The organism is Paenibacillus lacisoli (assembly GCF_030580655.1).
Classification (GTDB): Bacteria; Bacillota; Bacilli; order Paenibacillales; family Paenibacillaceae; genus Paenibacillus; species Paenibacillus lacisoli.
The window spans coordinates 35,064-50,559 of the sequence record NZ_JAUQTB010000016.1 but is presented as its reverse complement, the minus strand read 5'-3'; the positions used below and the strand labels follow the sequence as shown (position 1 = coordinate 50,559).

Here is a 15,496-nt window from a genome sequence, read left to right as displayed (position 1 = left end):
ATTATCTCAAGCTCGGGGGAGCTTTGGAAATAACTTAAGATCGAATTTATGAATGCTGTCCGGTCGGCTCCAATGACCACGGACAGTTTTTTTGTATACCGCCATCTCCAGAACTGATTTAAGCAGCTCATTACGCTTGGCAGGATCATCTGTTTTAGGATAGGTATCCAAGACTCGCTCAACATTAGGAATGATGGTTACTTTTGCTTTTTGGCGTTTATGTTCTATTTCAAGATCAGCTGCTGCATTCCTTAGGGTATCCTCGGCTTCTCTAATTCGCTGGGAGAGGCTTTGTGATCGCTCAAGATAAGTTTCAACCGTGTATATCTTACGTTCTAATAGATCGTGTAGGTTGTTATTTTGTTCGTGAAGTTCATATAGTTTCTTGTCCAGATTCTTTACTATAAGTTCTTTCGTTTTAAGCGTGTCTTCCGAGTTGATAGCAGTAAGAGGTTTGTTCGATTCCCACTCTGCTCGGTAGTCTACTAACCATTTTTGTAAGCCTTCCAAGATACGTTCTTCTACCAATTCAAAAGGAGAACTTATATTGTCACAAGTTGAAAGATTGCAAATTAAAGATGGTGCCTGATTATTTCTTGTATAGGGTCGTCGTACCATTTGTCTGCCGCACTTACCGCATCGAATAAGTCCTGCAAGTGGATTGGTAATTATACCGGCAGGAGCAGGGGCGTGTGAGCGGCTCTTTAATATTTCCTGTGCTTTATCCCACATTTCCTTTGTAATAATTGCTTCATGTTTTCCTTCGGCTACAAGCCATTCACTCGGATCCACTCGAGGACGTGATTTAGATAGAATACCATTTTTACGTGTTCTTTTCTCAGGCCTACGTCTCCATGCTATTACACCATAATAAACCGGGTTGCGTATAATCCCATTAATTGTTGCCACTGTCCAGACGCTATTGCGAGCTGTAGGGATGGAAAGATCATTGAGCTTCCTGGCGATTAAGGCGGTTCCCAATCCTTGGTTTATATACATATCAAAAATCATCCTGATGATCGGAGCCTGTTCCGGATGTGGTTTCAGCGTAAACCCTTTCTCATTTTCAAGCTTTTTTCGCTCATATCCATATGGGCTATGATTACCGATATATTTGCCTTCTGAAACTGAATCTCTACGGCCCCTTTGCTGCCGACGGTTAATTGTTTTATACTCCCGGCGTGACATGAAGAGTCCAAACTCAAAGTACTCCTCATCAAATTCATTATCCGGGTCATAGGTTTTAACAGGTGTAATGATTTTGGTATCGCTAAATTTGAAAGTCTGAGCAATAATCCCTTGATCAATGGTATCCCCACGAGCAAGACGCTCAATCTCCATGACAAGTACGCCATTCCAAAGGCCGTCTTCAACTTCTTGCAAAACCTGTTGTATTACTGGTCTTTGGGCTATGGTTTCCCCGGATACAATTTCACGGTAAACTTCTTTAATATTAATCTTCAAGCGTTTGGCTAATTCAAACAGGTTTCGTTCGTGCCTTGCGAAAGTCTCTCCCTCGCCGCGATTCTCAGCTTCTATGTCAGCTCGCGATTTACGCAGATACATGCAAAAGTTACCCTGTTGGTGATTAACAGTTTTAGAATACAGATCGTTAGCCATAATGTATGTCCTCCTTACTCTAGTAATTACTATGCTCTGATAGATGCCGTTATGTACTTTATTTCGCAGTGCCCCTTGTTTGATACTTGAGCTGTGTTAGCAGCCGGGTAGTTTCCTGAGATGGACCCGGTGGCCGCGATCGAAACATCAACACAGCACTCTCAATCTTACTTCTCATCAAATCGGTATCTTCACGGTAGTAGTGATATTCCTCGTCCAGACGAGAAGAGATTTGATCTACCCGTTCTGCTGCAAACTCAACTGGTACACGAAATTCTTCGGCCAGAAGCCCGACGTATTCGCTCCATGTCATTTCGAGTGGAGTAGGGAGCAAATAATATGGGATTGCGGATATCAGTGCAAAATGCCAGCTCTGCAGTTCTTGCAGCTCAACGTATAGATCCGGCAAATCATCTTGGTGTCCTTCATGACGAGCAATATGTCCAAGTTCATGGAAGAAGTCGGCTCTTTGTTTAAGACTGGAGTCAAATTGATTCAGAAAGATAACACTACCATATTCATCCCAATGTGCTTTAGGTTTACCCTTATAATATATGATGTCCGCACCCCATAAGGCAGCTATTAATTCAATATCCATCTCATGTGGATGATTGATATCAAGGGTTTGATATAGGTCGCATATAAGGTATTCAGTATCTGTTGGTTTATAGTATGGAAGCATTTTCTGATTCCCCTCAAATAATAGTACGTATGTTCTGTTTTGAGGCTAAAAGAAAAGCCTTTTCAGGCTCCTTTAATAAAGGTTTAGTCATCAATTCTTTGTTGCTTATATTGGTTTCTGCGGTCAGAAATTCTCTTTTTATATCCTGAAAGTGCTGCATATAAAAAGGCTAGAATAATCATAATGTCTATAATTTTACCCCACCAAGCATACTCCCAAATTACATAACCGAAAGCAGTAATGAAGGCAAATGTAAGGAGGTTCTTCAGTGATCTCCCGAATAGTAAAAAGATTAAAATCATTACAATAAGAAAGATCACCGTATCAGCCCTCTTCTTCTCGTTGTTTCTTTTTCATTTCCCGCCATGCTTGAATAGCAGCATCGGCAACTGCTTTCTCTTCATCGGTCCAGTCCTTACCACCATCTAAGTAAGCACTTCCTCCAGAAGTGACTCTGGAGACTGATCGTCCTTGCAAATAATCAAGAGAGACGTCAAATAAATCAGCAATCCTGTTTAGTGTTTCTAATGGTGGTTGTTTTGTTCCATTCTCATAAGCAGTATAAGTAGGACGCGCTACACCAATTACATCGGCAACATAGCCCTGAGTCCACTTGGAGTCAGTGGATTTTTTTCTTTCTCTTTCTGCTTTTAATCTTTTTGAGAATATCTCCATATTGAACACCAACTTCTCTAGGAATACGTCCATTATAATGTTCCCAAAAGAAACTTTAAATAAATGTTCCTTAAAGTATTAAAAAACCTTGACTTGTTCCTTTTAGTAACATATATTAGATACATAAAGTTACTTAAAGGAACAAAGAGGTGATGATATGAGGGAATGGCTTAAGCAATCTCGCGAAACTGCTTCTAAAACACATGATAGTGTAGCAAACGAGGCGGGGATATCTCGCAGCTATTATACAAATATTGAAAATGGGATCAAAACACCGTCAGTGAAGGCTGCGAAATCAATTGCTAGGGTTTTAAGTTTTCCATGGGAATATTTTTTTGAAGAAAAATGTTCCTTAAAGTAACATTTTTATATTGAAAGGAGGTGGATTTTTAATGGCTGTCCCACTGATTGAACCGCATAAACATATCTCTGGGAGGGATGTGCGAATGCCTAATCAGAAGAAGCCTTTGCCGGAAGGGAATGTTATTGAGACCTACCAGTTCGGTGAAACAACTGTTCAAATCTGCGATGACTTCGTTGCAAAGACACCTGAGCAAATTAGGAAAGTGATTTTTGAAATGCACGCTAAAGGTTGGGCAATCATCAATGACATGAAGCCTAAAAGTGAAGCCGATTAGGCTTCCGATGGAGGACAAGCATATGAACTTCCAATGGATTAAAAGCAATTCAAGAAGCTGCTGCGTAGCAGGTGTCGTTAATCGCATGCTCTTGCAAAATCTGAGCCTGGACGAAGCCATTGATAAAACGCTCCAGACAGGCCGGCAAGCTGTAAACGTTCATTTAATACCTGTTCATGAATTGGAATCAATCAGAAGTGCAGCGATTGAGTTGCAGAAGCGAGTAGAAGAAACCCGCCGGGCGGTACCGGCAGACGGCGGGCAGTGAGGGGATTTTTGGGGAGAACAACTACAACTTCATATTACATCAACCCTCTGTCCACATTCATTATTCAATCCGGACAAAGGAGCGGTTTTTAACATGTCAATCGGACAATTCGGTCCTAACCTTCAGGAAGTTATGAAGCGGAGAGGAGAAACAAGAAACAAAGCCGGCGAAGCAGCTCATGTGGATGCGACGCTTATTGGAAAGATCATTAATGGGACCCGCCGACCCTCCAAGGAAGTGATGCGAAGTACTGCAGAGCATTACGACGACGGCCAATTGTACATAGCCGCAGCGGGAGAAGTCACCGGCGGGGCGTTTGCTCCCTGGCTCGACAATGTGGACTTACATAGAGCGAGTGTGCTGTTCAAAAGTGTGGAGGAAATGAAGGAAGTCTTGACACTATCAGGCGAGGCACCGATCAGTAAGCGGTCAGATCAGCTCACGGAAGCAGAGCGCAAGATGATCAAACGGCTGATCATGGAGGCCGTGGAGGCCATAACCGCTCTAACGCACTTGGTTGCTGTTCTTTGCAAGGAATACACCTTCAGTTGGTTCGGAGTCTGGAAGGAACACCGAGCTGATCTGAAATCCAAAAAATATATCAAGTGAGGTCATGAAAATGGATAGAAAGCAGCTAATTGCTGACGCAGTACAGGCGGGAAAACACGCCAGACATAATCTTCAGGTCATTCGGTTGAATCCGGAGAAGATGCTGCCAGGAAAGATTGGCGAAGCAGAGGCGTACTTGATCACCATGAAGCAGTTCGCGGAACAGGAAATAAAAAACGCCCGGCGGGAAGGCCGGACGCTTCATTTGAGAACTCGCTTAAAAGGTCTCGTGTTGTCTATTGTATCGTCACACCGTATGGAGCGCAAGGGGGAGACGGTATGACTCAGCAAATCGCCGAACAGATGGTTGACTGCTCGAATGCCATGGCCGCCAACACGGCAGCTGTGCAAGATATGCTGCAGCAGGACAAGCCTATGGACACGCCAGAGTTTCAAAAGCTCTGGAAAGAACGTGACGATCTATTTCGGAAATGGCGTAAAGCTGCGCATCTCTTGCAGCTGCTTTCTCCGGAAGAAGCGCTGCTTACATTTAAGGAAATGGAGCGGCTACGCACAGCATAATGCTTTTTCGGAACGGACAGGCCTGTCGGCCTTGTCTTCGACCACCGGACGGTATCTAACCATTCTCCCGTTCGAGGGTCGAAGATGCGGCTGACGCATTAATACATACGAAAGGAGCATTGCTATGGAGCTTATTCATCGAATCACAGTGATCTCAAATCCAACCCGCATTTTTGAAGTCGGCACAGAGTTGGATGGCCAGGAGATTATCGAAATCAAGCAGGCAGGTGCTGAATATGAAGACCGCATTCACTCCGAATATCATGTGTTGAACGAAGAGGGTTGCTTGATCGCCTGCATCGAGAACGCCCCTGTGCTGATCGAATACAAGCAAATCGCAGAACACGATGAACATGAAAAATGACCCGCGGCAACGGGTCATCTAAGAACTTTGACAATCAAATATCACGGCCATCTTATCATGGTGGCCGGCTCAACACAAGGAGGAGTCTATGGGAACTGCCATATCTTTGGAATTATCGAATGAACGTATCGAAGTTGAGCTGAGGCCGTCAATGACGTATACGCCGCCAGCTCTGTGCATCAGGGCAGGGGCGCAGGTCATTGAACTCTATCTCAGCAATGAGCAGTTGGCCGAGATTGAGTATCCGATCCGGGAGCACCTGAGTGCCATTTCATATCCAGAAACGCCGGATCAGCAGCAGATACTGCATGCTGAAGCCCAGCAGTCCATGGAGGAGGGAACGCTATGAGATCCATGATATTGGAACAACTGACACTCCGAAATTTTAAAGGCTTTCGCGAGTTCACCCTTACAACCCAACAGGGGAACGTATCCGCTTTTGGGGACAACGCGACAGGGAAAACAACCTTGTTTGATGCCTTCATCTGGCTGATGTTCGGCAAGGACAGCCAGAACCGGACAGATTTTGAGATTAAAGGCCTGGATACTACCGGGCGAGTCCTTCAGCACAAATTGGAACACGAAGTCGAGGGGGTCTTCTTGATCGACGGTGTACGGCGGACATTCCGCAGAGTGTTCAGTGAAAAATGGACCCGCAAGCGCGGCGCAGTGACTGAAGAGCACACCGGCCATACCACGGATTACTACGTGGATGGGGTGCCGCAGAAGGAGAAAGATTACAAGGCCGAGATCGATGCCATCATCCAAGAAGACCTCTTCAAGCTTTTGACCAGCCCATCCTTCTTTAACGAGCAGCTGGACAAGAAGAAGCGGCGGCAGACGCTGCTGGATGTCTGCGGCGACCTGACGGATGCCGAGGTCATCCATAGCAACCCTGATCTTGCTGAACTGCCGGCTATCCTGGGAGACCGGGAGCTGGAGAAGCACCGGATGGTGATTGTAGCTCGGATGTCGGCCATCAATAAGGAAATCAAAGAGCTGCCGATCCGGATCAGCGAAGCTCACCGGAATATGCCGGACGTATCCGGACTGAATCAGGAGCAGTTGGAGGCCGATCTGCACACCCTTCGGAACCGGCTGGAGAGCCGTGAGACCGAAGTGTCTCGAATCGTCACCGGCGGAGAGGTCTCAGTAAAGCAGAAGCGGATGCGCGAGATTGAAGGCGAATTGCTGGATATTAAAAACCGCCTCCAGGAGAGCGTCCTTCAGAAGGTGACTGCTCAGCGCGACGAGGTGAACCAGCTGCACATGCAACGGGATCAGCTCCGACGGAAGATTGATGACAATCAGCACCGCATCAAACAGAATGAAGCATCGATTAGTCAGAAAGAACGGGAGGCCGCTCGGCTGCGTACTGATTGGACTGCTGAGAATGGCCAGCAGCTTGACGAACAACATGACGAGAACTGCCCGTCTTGTGGACAGGCCCTTCCAGCTGATCAAATTGCTGAAGCTCACACCAAAGCGCTGGAACAATTCAATCTCAAAAAGTCAGAGCGGCTGGAAGTGATCAATAAGCAGGGCAAGGGGCTAGTGGAAGAAATCAAGCAGCTGCAGAGTAACACGGACAAGCTGCAACAGGAAACGAGCCAATTAAGTGACCAGATTGCAGACATACAGACAAATCTCACCCATGCAGAGAGTGTACTGCAGGAGTTACGTGCCGGTATGCAAGATCCGACAGCCGATCCTTCCTACCAGCAACTTCAGCAGGAAAAAGCTGTAATTCAGCAGGAGATCGAGCAGTTGACCTCTTCAGCGCAGGAAGCTGCAGCAGCGGTACGGACCGAAATTCAGGGCCTGCGAACTGAAATCGAAACGCTCGAGCGCAGACGAGTCCAGTTCGATGGGGTGAAGAAAGCCCAGCAGCGCATCGATGAGCTTGAGCAGCAGGAACGGCAGCTGTCGGCCGAGCACGAACAGCTTCAAAAAGAGCTGTTCCTGGTGGAAGAGTTCACCCGCACCAAGACGGGGCTGTTGGAGAACCGGATCAATAGCAAATTCAAATATGCGCGCTTCCGTCTCTTTAGAGACCTGGTCAATGGCGGACAAGAGGAAGTCTGCGACACCTTGTATGAAGGCGTCCCTTACGACAAGGGGCTGAACAACGCAGCCCGCATTAACGTTGGGCTAGATATTATCAACACATTAGGTGAGCATTACGGCTTTTCCGCTCCGATCTTTGTGGACAACGCGGAGGCCGTTACCAAGTTGATTGATACGCAGGCCCAAGTGATTCGCCTGGTCGTCAGTGAGGCAGACAAAAAAATTCGTGTTGTACATGATGATTTACCCATTCAGGAGGCGATTTAATTGAACGATTTCTCAACTGTTTTATCCAAAGTCAATGATAACTATTTTCCGATGATCGAGCGGCAGCTCACCGGTAACGGGATTGAGATGGACCAGTACTCGAAGTCTTGCGTGATTAACGCGATTTCTGCCATCAACAGCGTGCTGGACGCGAAAGGTATCGGCTGGAACGATGATCAACTTGATAAAAGCAATATTACCCAAATATTAATTCAGACCGCTTCACTTAAGCTGAATGCGGCTGCCAGTCCGCGGGAAGTGTTCTTCCAAGTCCGGAATGTTTCGGTCAAAAAGAAGGAGAACGGGAAGGAAGTAACCGTCTGGAAAAAGCAGATCGAGATGGGTATTGAAGGTGATGGCAACGACGCTATTCTGTCCCGCTTCGGCCGTGACGTGAAGAAGGTGGGTCAGTTCTGGCTGATCCGCGAAGGTGACGATTTCACCTACCCGCAGTATACCGGCTTCGATGTGAAGCCGCCTTCATGGATGCCGAAAGGCAAAGGTGATATTGTGCGCGTCGTTTATCCCATTATGAAGACGGACGGAACGGTGGAATTTCACATTTCTGAGCGGGAAGACGTGGTTAAGAACCTGCTGGCTCACATGAACAACAACATGATGAACGAGACGTTCGGCATCTGTGCCGATCGCTACAAGGCAACGCCAGAGCAGCGAAAACAGATCAACGCTAAGAAGTCGGAGGTTCTGCAAAAAGCCAAGGGTCTGGGGCTGGCTGCACTGGACGATCCGGACCTGCAGCAATACATCAGCCCGGCCTGGACTGAACCGCAAAGCCGAGAGTCTATGATTATCCGCAAAATGCGGAACAACGTGGTCAAGAAGATTCCGAAAGACTTCGGCAACGCCTTTGTCGAGCTGACCTACCAGGAGACAACGGACGAAGCTGCAGCCGAGGTGCGGCGCGAGATTGCCGCCAACGCCAATAGCGAAGTTATTGATATAGACGGTGAGCCGGTGCAAGAAGAGGAGCCGGTACCGCCTCCTGCAGAAGTGGATCTGGAACAGGGCCAGCCGGACGGGGGCGGCCAGGAGGAAATGGTATATGGGAACGGACCCAGCTTCTGATGATTGAAATCCGTTCCCTGGGCTCAAGCAGTGCGGGGAATGTCTATCGGGTGACTGATGGGAAGACTCCCCTGCTGCTTGAAGCCGGATTGAAATACAAGAGCATCCAGCAGGCGCTGGCCTTCAAGCTCTCCGAGATCGCCGGCTGCCTGGTCTCCCATGAACATGGAGATCACAGCGTGGCCATTAAAGACCTGATGAAGGCCGGCATGAACATCTACACCAGCCAAGGCACGGCAGACGCCCTGAATATCTTGGGGCACCGTCTGCGGCCGGTGGCGGCCCAGACGCCCTTCCAGATCGGGACTTGGACCATTCTACCATTTGATGTACAACATGATGCAGCGGAGCCGCTGGGCTTTCTGCTGGCGAATACAGCGGGCGACAAGCTGCTGTTTGCCACTGATACCTATTACTTGAAATACAAGTTCAAGGGTCTGACCCACATCATGATTGAATGCAATTATTCCACAGATATTTTGTACCGGAATGTGGCTGCCGGTTATATCCCGGCCGTCCTGAAGGGAAGGGTTATGAAATCCCACTTCTCACTCGAAAACGTCAAGGAGTTCCTGAAGGCGAATGACCTGCACCGGGTTCAGGAGATTCACCTGCTACACCTGAGCGACGGGAACAGCGACGAGGCCAGATTCAAGCGCGAGATCATGGCGCTGACAGGCAAGCCCGTATTTGTAGCTGGAAGGTGATCGGTATGAACAACCTAACGGAAGAGCCTGTACGGATGAAGAGCATGATGGGAAATCGGATTTGGCGGCTCTACAACAGTGACAGAGCGGCTTTCAAAGAAGAGACGCTCCGTTACTTCTCCCGGGGGTATCCCGGCTGGAAAGTGGTCCGCATTGATTACCCGCTCGTGTATCTGGAAGATGAACGAAATAAGCAGAAATAAGCAATAGGGGATGAGCAATATGGCTACCGCGGGAGGGAGGAGCGCATGACGGAATCACCCAGAGAACAGCCAACCTTATCCGGCCTCCTGAACCAGTTTGAAGCGATTGGAGGTCCTGAAGAATTCGGCCCAGAGGGTCTGGCTATCATGGTCGCTTTATGGAGGAAATCAAGCAAATTGGGCTGGAGGAACTTCTTTCAAATGACCAATACGGATTTAACCTGCCAGACCGGGATTAGGAGCCGAGAGACCATCAATACACATCGTAAGAAACTGGTTAACGCAGGTTTAATCGAATATACGGCTCCTCCTCGCGGACAAGCCAGAGGGGATTACAAAATAAGATTTAACTTGCTTGATGAGGATGAAGTTGTCGGTGAACCTGTCCAAAAATTGGACAAGGTAGACGGTGAAGTTGTCCAAAATATGGACCACTTTAGCCAAGTAGACGGTGAACCTGTCCGGAAATTGGACCACTTGGCCGACACTGTATTAAAAGATTTTACTACTACTCCTACTACAACGGCAGATGTCGAATTGGACTCAGGAGAAAGCGAATCAGGAATCATGGAGATTGTAGACGCCTATTGCAGGCTAAACAACAAACTGGATATCCACGTCACCGCAAATGAGCGTGATGCCATGGGTAAGATGGTCGCCGGAGGTATGCCTAACCCTTTTACCATCCGAACTATGGAGAGCCTCCTGGAGGCAAAACGTCAGCGGGAAGGAAGTCGTTTCAGTTTTCCCAATAGCTTTTTGTACTACGTTCCTGGGATCAAAGAGGCTTGGGTCAATCAGCAGGTCGACAGCAAGCGATCCGCTGATCCAAATAGCGTATCAAATCAACCGGTTATGGTTGAATCGCCCAAGCGCTTGAGCAAACAGCAGCGGGAACTGGATGACTTGCGCAGGAGAGCAAAGGAGGAACGACAGCGTGGACAGAGCCGAAGTGTTTGAGCTGCTGATCGTGATCAAAGAGAACTACCCTAATTTTGATGTGAGTGACGCAAGTGTTGAACGTCATTTGAAATACCTGAAGGACTTTCCGTTTGAGACGGCAGTCAGCAATGTTGAGCAGCATGTGCTGACAAGCAGATTCGCTCCGAATATCGCAGAGATCCGCGGCAGTGTGGGCGATCAGCGGGAGCATGAGCAGCTAAAGGCGGCCACACAGCAGCATTTTGACAAGCTGGAATCGTGGGAACAGACCGCGGCACCGCCACCGCCAGGATTACGGGAGGCGCTACATGCAAGACTTCGCAGGACTGAATAACTCGATTGAAATGCCGGCAAGTCTCGAAGCAGAACGGGCCGTGCTAGGGTCCATCTTCATCGACAGCACGGCGATGACGCAGGCCGCAGATGGGCTGCAGGCGGGAGCTTTTGCTGAGTCGGCCAATCGGCTGATCTTCTCAGCAGCGCTGGAGCTGGTCGAGGCTGACGAACCGGTGGACGTCGTTACCATCTCAACCCGGTTGCAGGAAAAAGGGCAGCTGCAGGACATCGGCGGGTTTAATTACCTCACTAAACTGGCCCGGTCGGTGCCAACTACCACCGACATTGATTACTACATCGATATTCTGAGGGACAAGCACATGCTCCGCCAGGTGATACAGGCCAGCATGCTGCACATTCAGGAGGCAGCAGCAAGCGGTGATATTAGCAGTTTGCTCTCCGATATGCAGAACACGGCTTCTAAGCTTTCGGACCAAGCGGCCCCACCGCAAGAGTTTAAACCTATTCGGGAGGTAGCTCTGCAGGTTTTTGAGAACATGGAGAACCGATACGAGAACCGCGGGGAAACGACCGGCCTGGCCAGCGGATACGTCGATCTGGACAAGATGACGGCCGGCTTCCAGCGAAGCGATTTAATTATCGTAGCTGCTCGCCCTTCCGTCGGGAAAACGGCTTTTGCACTTAATATCGCCCAGAATGTGGCGGTGCGGGAGCGAGAGACCGTCGCCGTGTTCAGTTTGGAAATGTCGGCAGCTCAGCTGGTGCAACGGATGGTCAGCGCAGAGGCGAACCTGGACGCCAGCAAGATGCGTACGGGGAACTTTCAAGAGGAAGATTGGAGCAAAGCTTCTGGAGCAATTGGTGTGCTGGGAGAAAGCAATATCTTTATCGACGACACCCCAGCCATTACTGTCAACGAGATCCGGAACAAGTGTAGACGTCTGAAAAAGCAATCGGGTCTGGGCATGGTTGTCATCGATTATCTACAGCTGATTGCTGGCAGTGGAAAGCATGGAGCAAATCGTCAGCAAGAGGTGTCGGAAATTTCCCGCACACTGAAGCACATGGCCCGCGAGCTAGACGTGCCAGTCATCGCGTTATCGCAGCTTAGCCGGGGCGTAGAGCAGCGGCAGGATAAGCGGCCGATGATGTCCGACCTACGGGAGTCTGGGGCCATCGAGCAGGATGCCGATATCGTGGCTTTCCTGTACCGGGACGATTACTACAATCAGGATACCGAGAAGAAGAACATTATCGAAATCATTATCGCCAAACAGCGGAACGGGCCGGTCGGAACGGTCGAGCTGGTGTTCCTGAAGCAGTTCAATAAATTCGTCAATTACGAACGCGCATATGCGAGATAGGAGTTTTATATGAAACAGCCGAAGCGGCCGACACGTCGGCAGAAAATTGAAATTGCAGAAGCCAGACTGGTCCCTGACAACTGGCTGGTCCATCAAGACACAGCGGCCGAGCTAACGATCGTTCATCGGGAGAGCGGGAAGATCCGCACGCTGCGGCGCGGCGCATGAGGGAGCTGCAGGAATTGAATGAGGCGCTGGCATCCGTGGTCACCAATAGCGTGCTGGATTTTCAAACGCGGGTTCAGATGGCCAAGGAAATCATGAACCGAATGGGGGTAAGGCCGTATGGCAGCCCGGAAGCTTGACCCGTTTTTCCAGACACGCATCAAATACACCGTGGTGGGAGAAGATGGCCAGCCGGCCGGGGAGGTCTACCTGTTGGACCGCCGCATGCTCCCCAAACGCGAGACGAAGGGAGAAGGACCTCACCATGAGCACATACGCCAATCGAGGCATGGGCTTTGAAGCTCTAATCAATTACGCCAATGAGCAGTACCTTGCTCGAGAGATTGCCAATATCCAGAAGGTATCCACGCCATGGAAGGTGGTTCGCCAAGGTTCCCGGATCGTGAATGCTTTCCCGGAAGGGAAGAGCACGGTGGATTATATGGGCGACTATAAGGGGCGCTCCATCTGCTTTGAAGCCAAAAGCACTGAGGTGGAGACGCGTTTCCCGCTCAGTAACTTTGAAAGGCACCAGATTGATGTCATCCGGTCCTGGCGAGGCATCGCCTTTGCACTGCTTCATTTTGAGAATCTACAGGAGACCTACCTGCTGACCAAGGAGCAGCTGCTGCACTGGTGGGATGGTCAATTCAAGGATGGCCGAAAGAGCATTCCTTTAGCTTGGATCCGAGAGAACGCTCGGCGGATCGGTGGGCCGGGGAGCAGCCGCAGCGTGATTGTTCTAGATTACCTGCAGGTCGTGGATCAGGTGGTCATATGATTGTTGTCTGCCTGCATTGCGGCAGTGACATGACCGATCGGGAAGAGGACTTGTATGAGTGCCTGAATTGTGGCTTCATTGCTGAACAAATCTGCTTAGAAATTCAATAAAACGGAGTGAGGATTATGCAGTTGGATATTTTCGATTACATGAAATTACAAGAGACGCTTCCTGCGGATGGACTGCGCCGGGGCCCTTCCGGCCAGCTACTGAATGGCTGCTATTACGAACACAGCAGCCGGCAGTTCGTCTCCTATGTACAAGGCCGGAGATATTATGAGTTCGACGGGAAGAATCTCATGGCGGACTGGAAGGAACGCATAAAGAACTATAGGGCTATTGACTGATGAGAGCGATGATTCAAGGTGATTCTGCAAGGTAACAACATGGATGTGATGCCGATGCTGCCGGCATGCTCATTCCATACCTGCGTGACGTCCCCGCCTTATTGGGGGCTGCATACTGGCAGGTACGCCGGTTGGCGGCAGGGTGCTTGATCCATTTGGCGGATCCGGAACGACTTTGAAGGTGGCCATGGAGAATAACCGTGAATGTACGATCATCGAAATGGGTCGCAGTACGTAGAGATTGCGCAGCGACGGACAGCTGTTATACAGCCGAACTTGAACATATAACCAAAGGGAGCGATTGAATATGAAATCTATCAATGAACTGATACAGGAAGCACATCAGAATGCAGTCAACAAAGGCTGGTGGGAAGATGACCGGAGCTTTGGTGAAATTATTGCGCTTATTCACTCTGAAGCCTCAGAGGCACTTGAAGACTTCCGGAACGGTAAGTAGCCTACGGAAATGTGGTATGAGCATAATGGGCAGGAATACGCTGTTCAGGTTGACGATAATTACAAGCCATGTGGAATTCCATAAGAGCTGGCCGACATCGTTATCAGAGTGTTCGATGCCTGCGGCCGGTACGGCATTGATCTGGAACAGGCAATCAACGAAAAGATGGCCTATAACGCAACGCGGCCGTCACGTCACGGTGGCAAAAAGCTATAACCAAGGCATCCCTAGGGAGCCCATAGGAGGATAAGGGAATGGGTGATAAGCGATTAAAGAAAGGCGATCAGGTTGTAATGCACACCTGTATTGAAGCCAGTGACCCTAAGAATGCAGGGAGAATATGGACATGTAAGACGGACGAGTTCACACGGGGCAAGGGAGTATATAAGCAATCCTCTGTGTTCTTGGAAGGGTACAGCGGCTCCTTTGCTCCTGAGTTTTTGCAGAAGGTTGATCTATCCGAGAAGGAAGCAGAGGTAAAGGAGTTGCTGCAAGAATATGAATATTCGAAAAAGCAGGCTATCTTCTGGAATGATAAAGCTGTAGAAAGAAAAGAAGAAAACAGCAGGCTACGGAAAGCGCTGGAAGATATACAAGGTCTAACGGCTTTCGATCACACAGATTTGTACTGGAAGGGGTCGGAGGCTGTGAGGATTGCTCGGGAGGCTTTAAGGGATACCCATAAGAAAGGAGAGGAATAGGGGTGAAGACAATAGACATTGGAAGAGACTACGTCGGTAGTGGTTATCCAGAAGAAGTTGATGTTCTATACTTAGAATCATTTAACGAAAAGACTAGTGAACATATATCCGTAAGTATGAGTGTAGATGAAGCGGAAAAGTTGTTAGCGATTTGCGAAAAGCCATTGACGAGATATACAGGGTCAGGAAATTGATTAACCCATAAACCCCATAGAGGAGAGGAATAAAATGGCTTATTACCAATGCAGATATTGTGATCGTCCAGCTGGATATATGGGAATCCCCATTAAAGTTGGTGACGAATTGATTTGTGCCTGTGGCGCTGAGTGGGCAGATGCAAAAATCAAGGTTGATGAAAGCGAGGATTATTTTACTGAGGATTAACCCATAAACCCCATCTATCCCATAAAGGAGAATAGCGATGAAATATGACAAGGAAGAAATCTATGATAACGAGATCGCCCCGTTAATGAAACAGATCATTGAGATTTGCAAAAGAGAGCAGCTTCCCATGACCGCACAGTTTTATCTTAAAGAGCAAGCGGAAGATACCGGGGATCCTATGTACTGCTCAACTGTTATTGTTCCGGCCAAAAGCGAAATGAATGATGAAGCATATGAGCAGATGAAGTTTGTCAGCGAGGCGATGAAGTACGGGCCAGGAGGGAAACCATTCGTTATGTCTGCCATGATCAGAACGGTATAAGCGGTCCATCTATCCATAAAGGAGAATG

Annotated in this window: 28 protein-coding genes; 25 read left to right on the top strand and 3 right to left on the bottom strand. The window is 48.7% G+C overall.

Annotated features, from left to right (window positions below; all coding sequences use genetic code 11):
- Positions 1–6: 6 nt before the first annotated feature.
- The 3 genes from Q5741_RS18975 to Q5741_RS18965 all read right to left on the bottom strand — a co-directional run bounded on the left by Q5741_RS18975 (position 7) and on the right by Q5741_RS18965 (position 2,977).
- A complete protein-coding gene (locus Q5741_RS18975; RefSeq protein ID WP_305025694.1) occupies positions 7–1,620 on the bottom strand; it encodes a recombinase family protein in 1,614 nt (537 codons plus the stop codon).
- 58 nt (positions 1,621–1,678) lie between these two features.
- The gene (locus tag Q5741_RS18970; RefSeq protein ID WP_305025693.1) at positions 1,679–2,302 is read right to left on the bottom strand and encodes an ImmA/IrrE family metallo-endopeptidase; all 624 of its coding nucleotides are present in this window, start codon (positions 2,300–2,302) and stop codon (positions 1,679–1,681) included.
- Between the two features lie 324 nt (positions 2,303–2,626).
- The gene (locus tag Q5741_RS18965; protein ID WP_305025692.1) at positions 2,627–2,977 is read right to left on the bottom strand and encodes a helix-turn-helix domain-containing protein; all 351 of its coding nucleotides are present in this window, start codon (positions 2,975–2,977) and stop codon (positions 2,627–2,629) included.
- A 157-nt stretch (positions 2,978–3,134) separates the two neighbouring features.
- On the opposite strand from Q5741_RS18965, the gene Q5741_RS18960 reads away from it, so the two are divergent.
- From Q5741_RS18960 to Q5741_RS18840, 25 genes are all read left to right on the top strand, one after another.
- Positions 3,135–3,338 (top strand): helix-turn-helix transcriptional regulator, encoded by a 204-nt coding sequence (locus tag Q5741_RS18960; RefSeq protein WP_305025691.1) that lies wholly within the window; start codon positions 3,135–3,137, stop codon positions 3,336–3,338.
- Positions 3,339–3,423: 85 nt separating this feature from the next.
- Complete coding sequence (locus Q5741_RS18955; RefSeq protein WP_305025690.1) at positions 3,424–3,615, top strand: hypothetical protein; 192 nt, start codon at positions 3,424–3,426, stop codon at positions 3,613–3,615.
- 22 nt (positions 3,616–3,637) lie between these two features.
- Positions 3,638–3,883, top strand: a complete 246-nt coding sequence (locus Q5741_RS18950; RefSeq protein ID WP_305025689.1) for a hypothetical protein — start codon at positions 3,638–3,640, stop codon at positions 3,881–3,883.
- Between the two features lie 93 nt (positions 3,884–3,976).
- Positions 3,977–4,492, top strand: a complete 516-nt coding sequence (locus Q5741_RS18945) for a helix-turn-helix domain-containing protein (protein WP_305025688.1) — start codon at positions 3,977–3,979, stop codon at positions 4,490–4,492.
- Between the two features lie 10 nt (positions 4,493–4,502).
- On the top strand, positions 4,503–4,775 hold the full coding sequence (locus Q5741_RS18940; RefSeq protein ID WP_305025687.1) for a hypothetical protein: 273 nt from the start codon (positions 4,503–4,505) through the stop codon (positions 4,773–4,775).
- Positions 4,772–5,014: a hypothetical protein gene (locus Q5741_RS18935; RefSeq protein WP_305025686.1), complete on the top strand. Its 243-nt coding sequence runs from the start codon at positions 4,772–4,774 to the stop codon at positions 5,012–5,014. The genes Q5741_RS18940 and Q5741_RS18935 overlap by 4 nt, the downstream gene beginning before the upstream one ends.
- Positions 5,015–5,138: 124 nt before the next feature.
- Positions 5,139–5,378: a hypothetical protein gene (locus Q5741_RS18930; protein ID WP_305025685.1), complete on the top strand. Its 240-nt coding sequence runs from the start codon at positions 5,139–5,141 to the stop codon at positions 5,376–5,378.
- Between the two features lie 88 nt (positions 5,379–5,466).
- Positions 5,467–5,727, top strand: a complete 261-nt coding sequence (locus Q5741_RS18925; RefSeq protein ID WP_305025684.1) for a hypothetical protein — start codon at positions 5,467–5,469, stop codon at positions 5,725–5,727.
- Positions 5,724–7,712 (top strand): AAA family ATPase, encoded by a 1,989-nt coding sequence (locus tag Q5741_RS18920; protein WP_305025683.1) that lies wholly within the window; start codon positions 5,724–5,726, stop codon positions 7,710–7,712. The genes Q5741_RS18925 and Q5741_RS18920 overlap by 4 nt, the downstream gene beginning before the upstream one ends.
- Positions 7,713–8,798, top strand: a complete 1,086-nt coding sequence (locus tag Q5741_RS18915) for a hypothetical protein (protein WP_305025682.1) — start codon at positions 7,713–7,715, stop codon at positions 8,796–8,798.
- Positions 8,798–9,505 carry an MBL fold metallo-hydrolase gene (locus Q5741_RS18910; RefSeq protein ID WP_305025681.1) on the top strand — a complete coding sequence of 236 codons (708 nt, stop codon included), beginning with the start codon at positions 8,798–8,800 and terminating at the stop codon, positions 9,503–9,505. Before Q5741_RS18915 ends, Q5741_RS18910 begins: the two co-directional genes overlap by 1 nt.
- A 5-nt stretch (positions 9,506–9,510) precedes the next feature.
- The gene (locus tag Q5741_RS18905; RefSeq protein WP_305025680.1) at positions 9,511–9,708 is read left to right on the top strand and encodes a hypothetical protein; all 198 of its coding nucleotides are present in this window, start codon (positions 9,511–9,513) and stop codon (positions 9,706–9,708) included.
- A gap of 45 nt (positions 9,709–9,753) precedes the next feature.
- Positions 9,754–10,668, top strand: a complete 915-nt coding sequence (locus Q5741_RS18900; protein WP_305025679.1) for a hypothetical protein — start codon at positions 9,754–9,756, stop codon at positions 10,666–10,668.
- Entirely contained in the window at positions 10,646–10,984 is a 339-nt protein-coding gene (locus Q5741_RS18895; RefSeq protein WP_305025678.1) for a replicative helicase loader/inhibitor, read from the top strand. The genes Q5741_RS18900 and Q5741_RS18895 overlap by 23 nt, the downstream gene beginning before the upstream one ends.
- Entirely contained in the window at positions 10,959–12,311 is a 1,353-nt protein-coding gene (dnaB, locus tag Q5741_RS18890; RefSeq protein ID WP_305025677.1) for a replicative DNA helicase, read from the top strand. Before Q5741_RS18895 ends, dnaB begins: the two co-directional genes overlap by 26 nt.
- A gap of 9 nt (positions 12,312–12,320) precedes the next feature.
- Positions 12,321–12,479 (top strand): DUF6906 family protein, encoded by a 159-nt coding sequence (locus tag Q5741_RS18885; RefSeq protein ID WP_305025676.1) that lies wholly within the window; start codon positions 12,321–12,323, stop codon positions 12,477–12,479.
- Complete coding sequence (locus Q5741_RS18880) at positions 12,476–12,616, top strand: hypothetical protein (protein WP_305025675.1); 141 nt, start codon at positions 12,476–12,478, stop codon at positions 12,614–12,616. The genes Q5741_RS18885 and Q5741_RS18880 overlap by 4 nt, the downstream gene beginning before the upstream one ends.
- Positions 12,597–12,776, top strand: a complete 180-nt coding sequence (locus Q5741_RS18875; RefSeq protein ID WP_305025674.1) for a hypothetical protein — start codon at positions 12,597–12,599, stop codon at positions 12,774–12,776. Before Q5741_RS18880 ends, Q5741_RS18875 begins: the two co-directional genes overlap by 20 nt.
- Entirely contained in the window at positions 12,742–13,257 is a 516-nt protein-coding gene (locus tag Q5741_RS18870) for a Holliday junction resolvase RecU (protein ID WP_305025673.1), read from the top strand. Before Q5741_RS18875 ends, Q5741_RS18870 begins: the two co-directional genes overlap by 35 nt.
- A 149-nt stretch (positions 13,258–13,406) precedes the next feature.
- On the top strand, positions 13,407–13,604 hold the full coding sequence (locus tag Q5741_RS18865) for a hypothetical protein (RefSeq protein ID WP_305025672.1): 198 nt from the start codon (positions 13,407–13,409) through the stop codon (positions 13,602–13,604).
- A 142-nt stretch (positions 13,605–13,746) separates the two neighbouring features.
- The gene (locus Q5741_RS21710; protein WP_305025671.1) at positions 13,747–13,842 is read left to right on the top strand and encodes a DNA methyltransferase; all 96 of its coding nucleotides are present in this window, start codon (positions 13,747–13,749) and stop codon (positions 13,840–13,842) included.
- A 69-nt stretch (positions 13,843–13,911) separates the two neighbouring features.
- Positions 13,912–14,061 carry a nucleoside triphosphate pyrophosphohydrolase family protein gene (locus Q5741_RS18855; protein WP_305025670.1) on the top strand — a complete coding sequence of 50 codons (150 nt, stop codon included), beginning with the start codon at positions 13,912–13,914 and terminating at the stop codon, positions 14,059–14,061.
- A 254-nt stretch (positions 14,062–14,315) separates the two neighbouring features.
- Positions 14,316–14,762: a hypothetical protein gene (locus Q5741_RS21625; protein ID WP_345784174.1), complete on the top strand. Its 447-nt coding sequence runs from the start codon at positions 14,316–14,318 to the stop codon at positions 14,760–14,762.
- A 228-nt stretch (positions 14,763–14,990) separates the two neighbouring features.
- Entirely contained in the window at positions 14,991–15,146 is a 156-nt protein-coding gene (locus Q5741_RS18845; RefSeq protein WP_305025669.1) for a hypothetical protein, read from the top strand.
- A gap of 37 nt (positions 15,147–15,183) precedes the next feature.
- Positions 15,184–15,468 carry a hypothetical protein gene (locus Q5741_RS18840; protein ID WP_305025668.1) on the top strand — a complete coding sequence of 95 codons (285 nt, stop codon included), beginning with the start codon at positions 15,184–15,186 and terminating at the stop codon, positions 15,466–15,468.
- Positions 15,469–15,496: the final 28 nt, after the last annotated feature.

Coding starts and splice junctions, on each gene's coding strand:
- Q5741_RS18975 (WP_305025694.1), bottom strand. CDS start 1,620: ATGGCTAACGATCTGTATTCTAAAACTGTTAATCACCAACAGGGTAAC.
- Q5741_RS18970 (WP_305025693.1), bottom strand. CDS start 2,302: ATGCTTCCATACTATAAACCAACAGATACTGAATACCTTATATGCGAC.
- Q5741_RS18965 (WP_305025692.1), bottom strand. CDS start 2,977: ATGGAGATATTCTCAAAAAGATTAAAAGCAGAAAGAGAAAGAAAAAAA.
- Q5741_RS18960 (WP_305025691.1), top strand. CDS start 3,135: ATGAGGGAATGGCTTAAGCAATCTCGCGAAACTGCTTCTAAAACACAT.
- Q5741_RS18955 (WP_305025690.1), top strand. CDS start 3,424: ATGCCTAATCAGAAGAAGCCTTTGCCGGAAGGGAATGTTATTGAGACC.
- Q5741_RS18950 (WP_305025689.1), top strand. CDS start 3,638: ATGAACTTCCAATGGATTAAAAGCAATTCAAGAAGCTGCTGCGTAGCA.
- Q5741_RS18945 (WP_305025688.1), top strand. CDS start 3,977: ATGTCAATCGGACAATTCGGTCCTAACCTTCAGGAAGTTATGAAGCGG.
- Q5741_RS18940 (WP_305025687.1), top strand. CDS start 4,503: ATGGATAGAAAGCAGCTAATTGCTGACGCAGTACAGGCGGGAAAACAC.
- Q5741_RS18935 (WP_305025686.1), top strand. CDS start 4,772: ATGACTCAGCAAATCGCCGAACAGATGGTTGACTGCTCGAATGCCATG.
- Q5741_RS18930 (WP_305025685.1), top strand. CDS start 5,139: ATGGAGCTTATTCATCGAATCACAGTGATCTCAAATCCAACCCGCATT.
- Q5741_RS18925 (WP_305025684.1), top strand. CDS start 5,467: ATGGGAACTGCCATATCTTTGGAATTATCGAATGAACGTATCGAAGTT.
- Q5741_RS18920 (WP_305025683.1), top strand. CDS start 5,724: ATGAGATCCATGATATTGGAACAACTGACACTCCGAAATTTTAAAGGC.
- Q5741_RS18910 (WP_305025681.1), top strand. CDS start 8,798: ATGATTGAAATCCGTTCCCTGGGCTCAAGCAGTGCGGGGAATGTCTAT.
- Q5741_RS18905 (WP_305025680.1), top strand. CDS start 9,511: ATGAACAACCTAACGGAAGAGCCTGTACGGATGAAGAGCATGATGGGA.
- Q5741_RS18900 (WP_305025679.1), top strand. CDS start 9,754: ATGACGGAATCACCCAGAGAACAGCCAACCTTATCCGGCCTCCTGAAC.
- dnaB (WP_305025677.1), top strand. CDS start 10,959: ATGCAAGACTTCGCAGGACTGAATAACTCGATTGAAATGCCGGCAAGT.
- Q5741_RS18885 (WP_305025676.1), top strand. CDS start 12,321: ATGAAACAGCCGAAGCGGCCGACACGTCGGCAGAAAATTGAAATTGCA.
- Q5741_RS18880 (WP_305025675.1), top strand. CDS start 12,476: ATGAGGGAGCTGCAGGAATTGAATGAGGCGCTGGCATCCGTGGTCACC.
- Q5741_RS18875 (WP_305025674.1), top strand. CDS start 12,597: ATGGCAGCCCGGAAGCTTGACCCGTTTTTCCAGACACGCATCAAATAC.
- Q5741_RS18870 (WP_305025673.1), top strand. CDS start 12,742: ATGAGCACATACGCCAATCGAGGCATGGGCTTTGAAGCTCTAATCAAT.
- Q5741_RS18865 (WP_305025672.1), top strand. CDS start 13,407: ATGAAATTACAAGAGACGCTTCCTGCGGATGGACTGCGCCGGGGCCCT.
- Q5741_RS18855 (WP_305025670.1), top strand. CDS start 13,912: ATGAAATCTATCAATGAACTGATACAGGAAGCACATCAGAATGCAGTC.
- Q5741_RS21625 (WP_345784174.1), top strand. CDS start 14,316: ATGGGTGATAAGCGATTAAAGAAAGGCGATCAGGTTGTAATGCACACC.
- Q5741_RS18845 (WP_305025669.1), top strand. CDS start 14,991: ATGGCTTATTACCAATGCAGATATTGTGATCGTCCAGCTGGATATATG.
- Q5741_RS18840 (WP_305025668.1), top strand. CDS start 15,184: ATGAAATATGACAAGGAAGAAATCTATGATAACGAGATCGCCCCGTTA.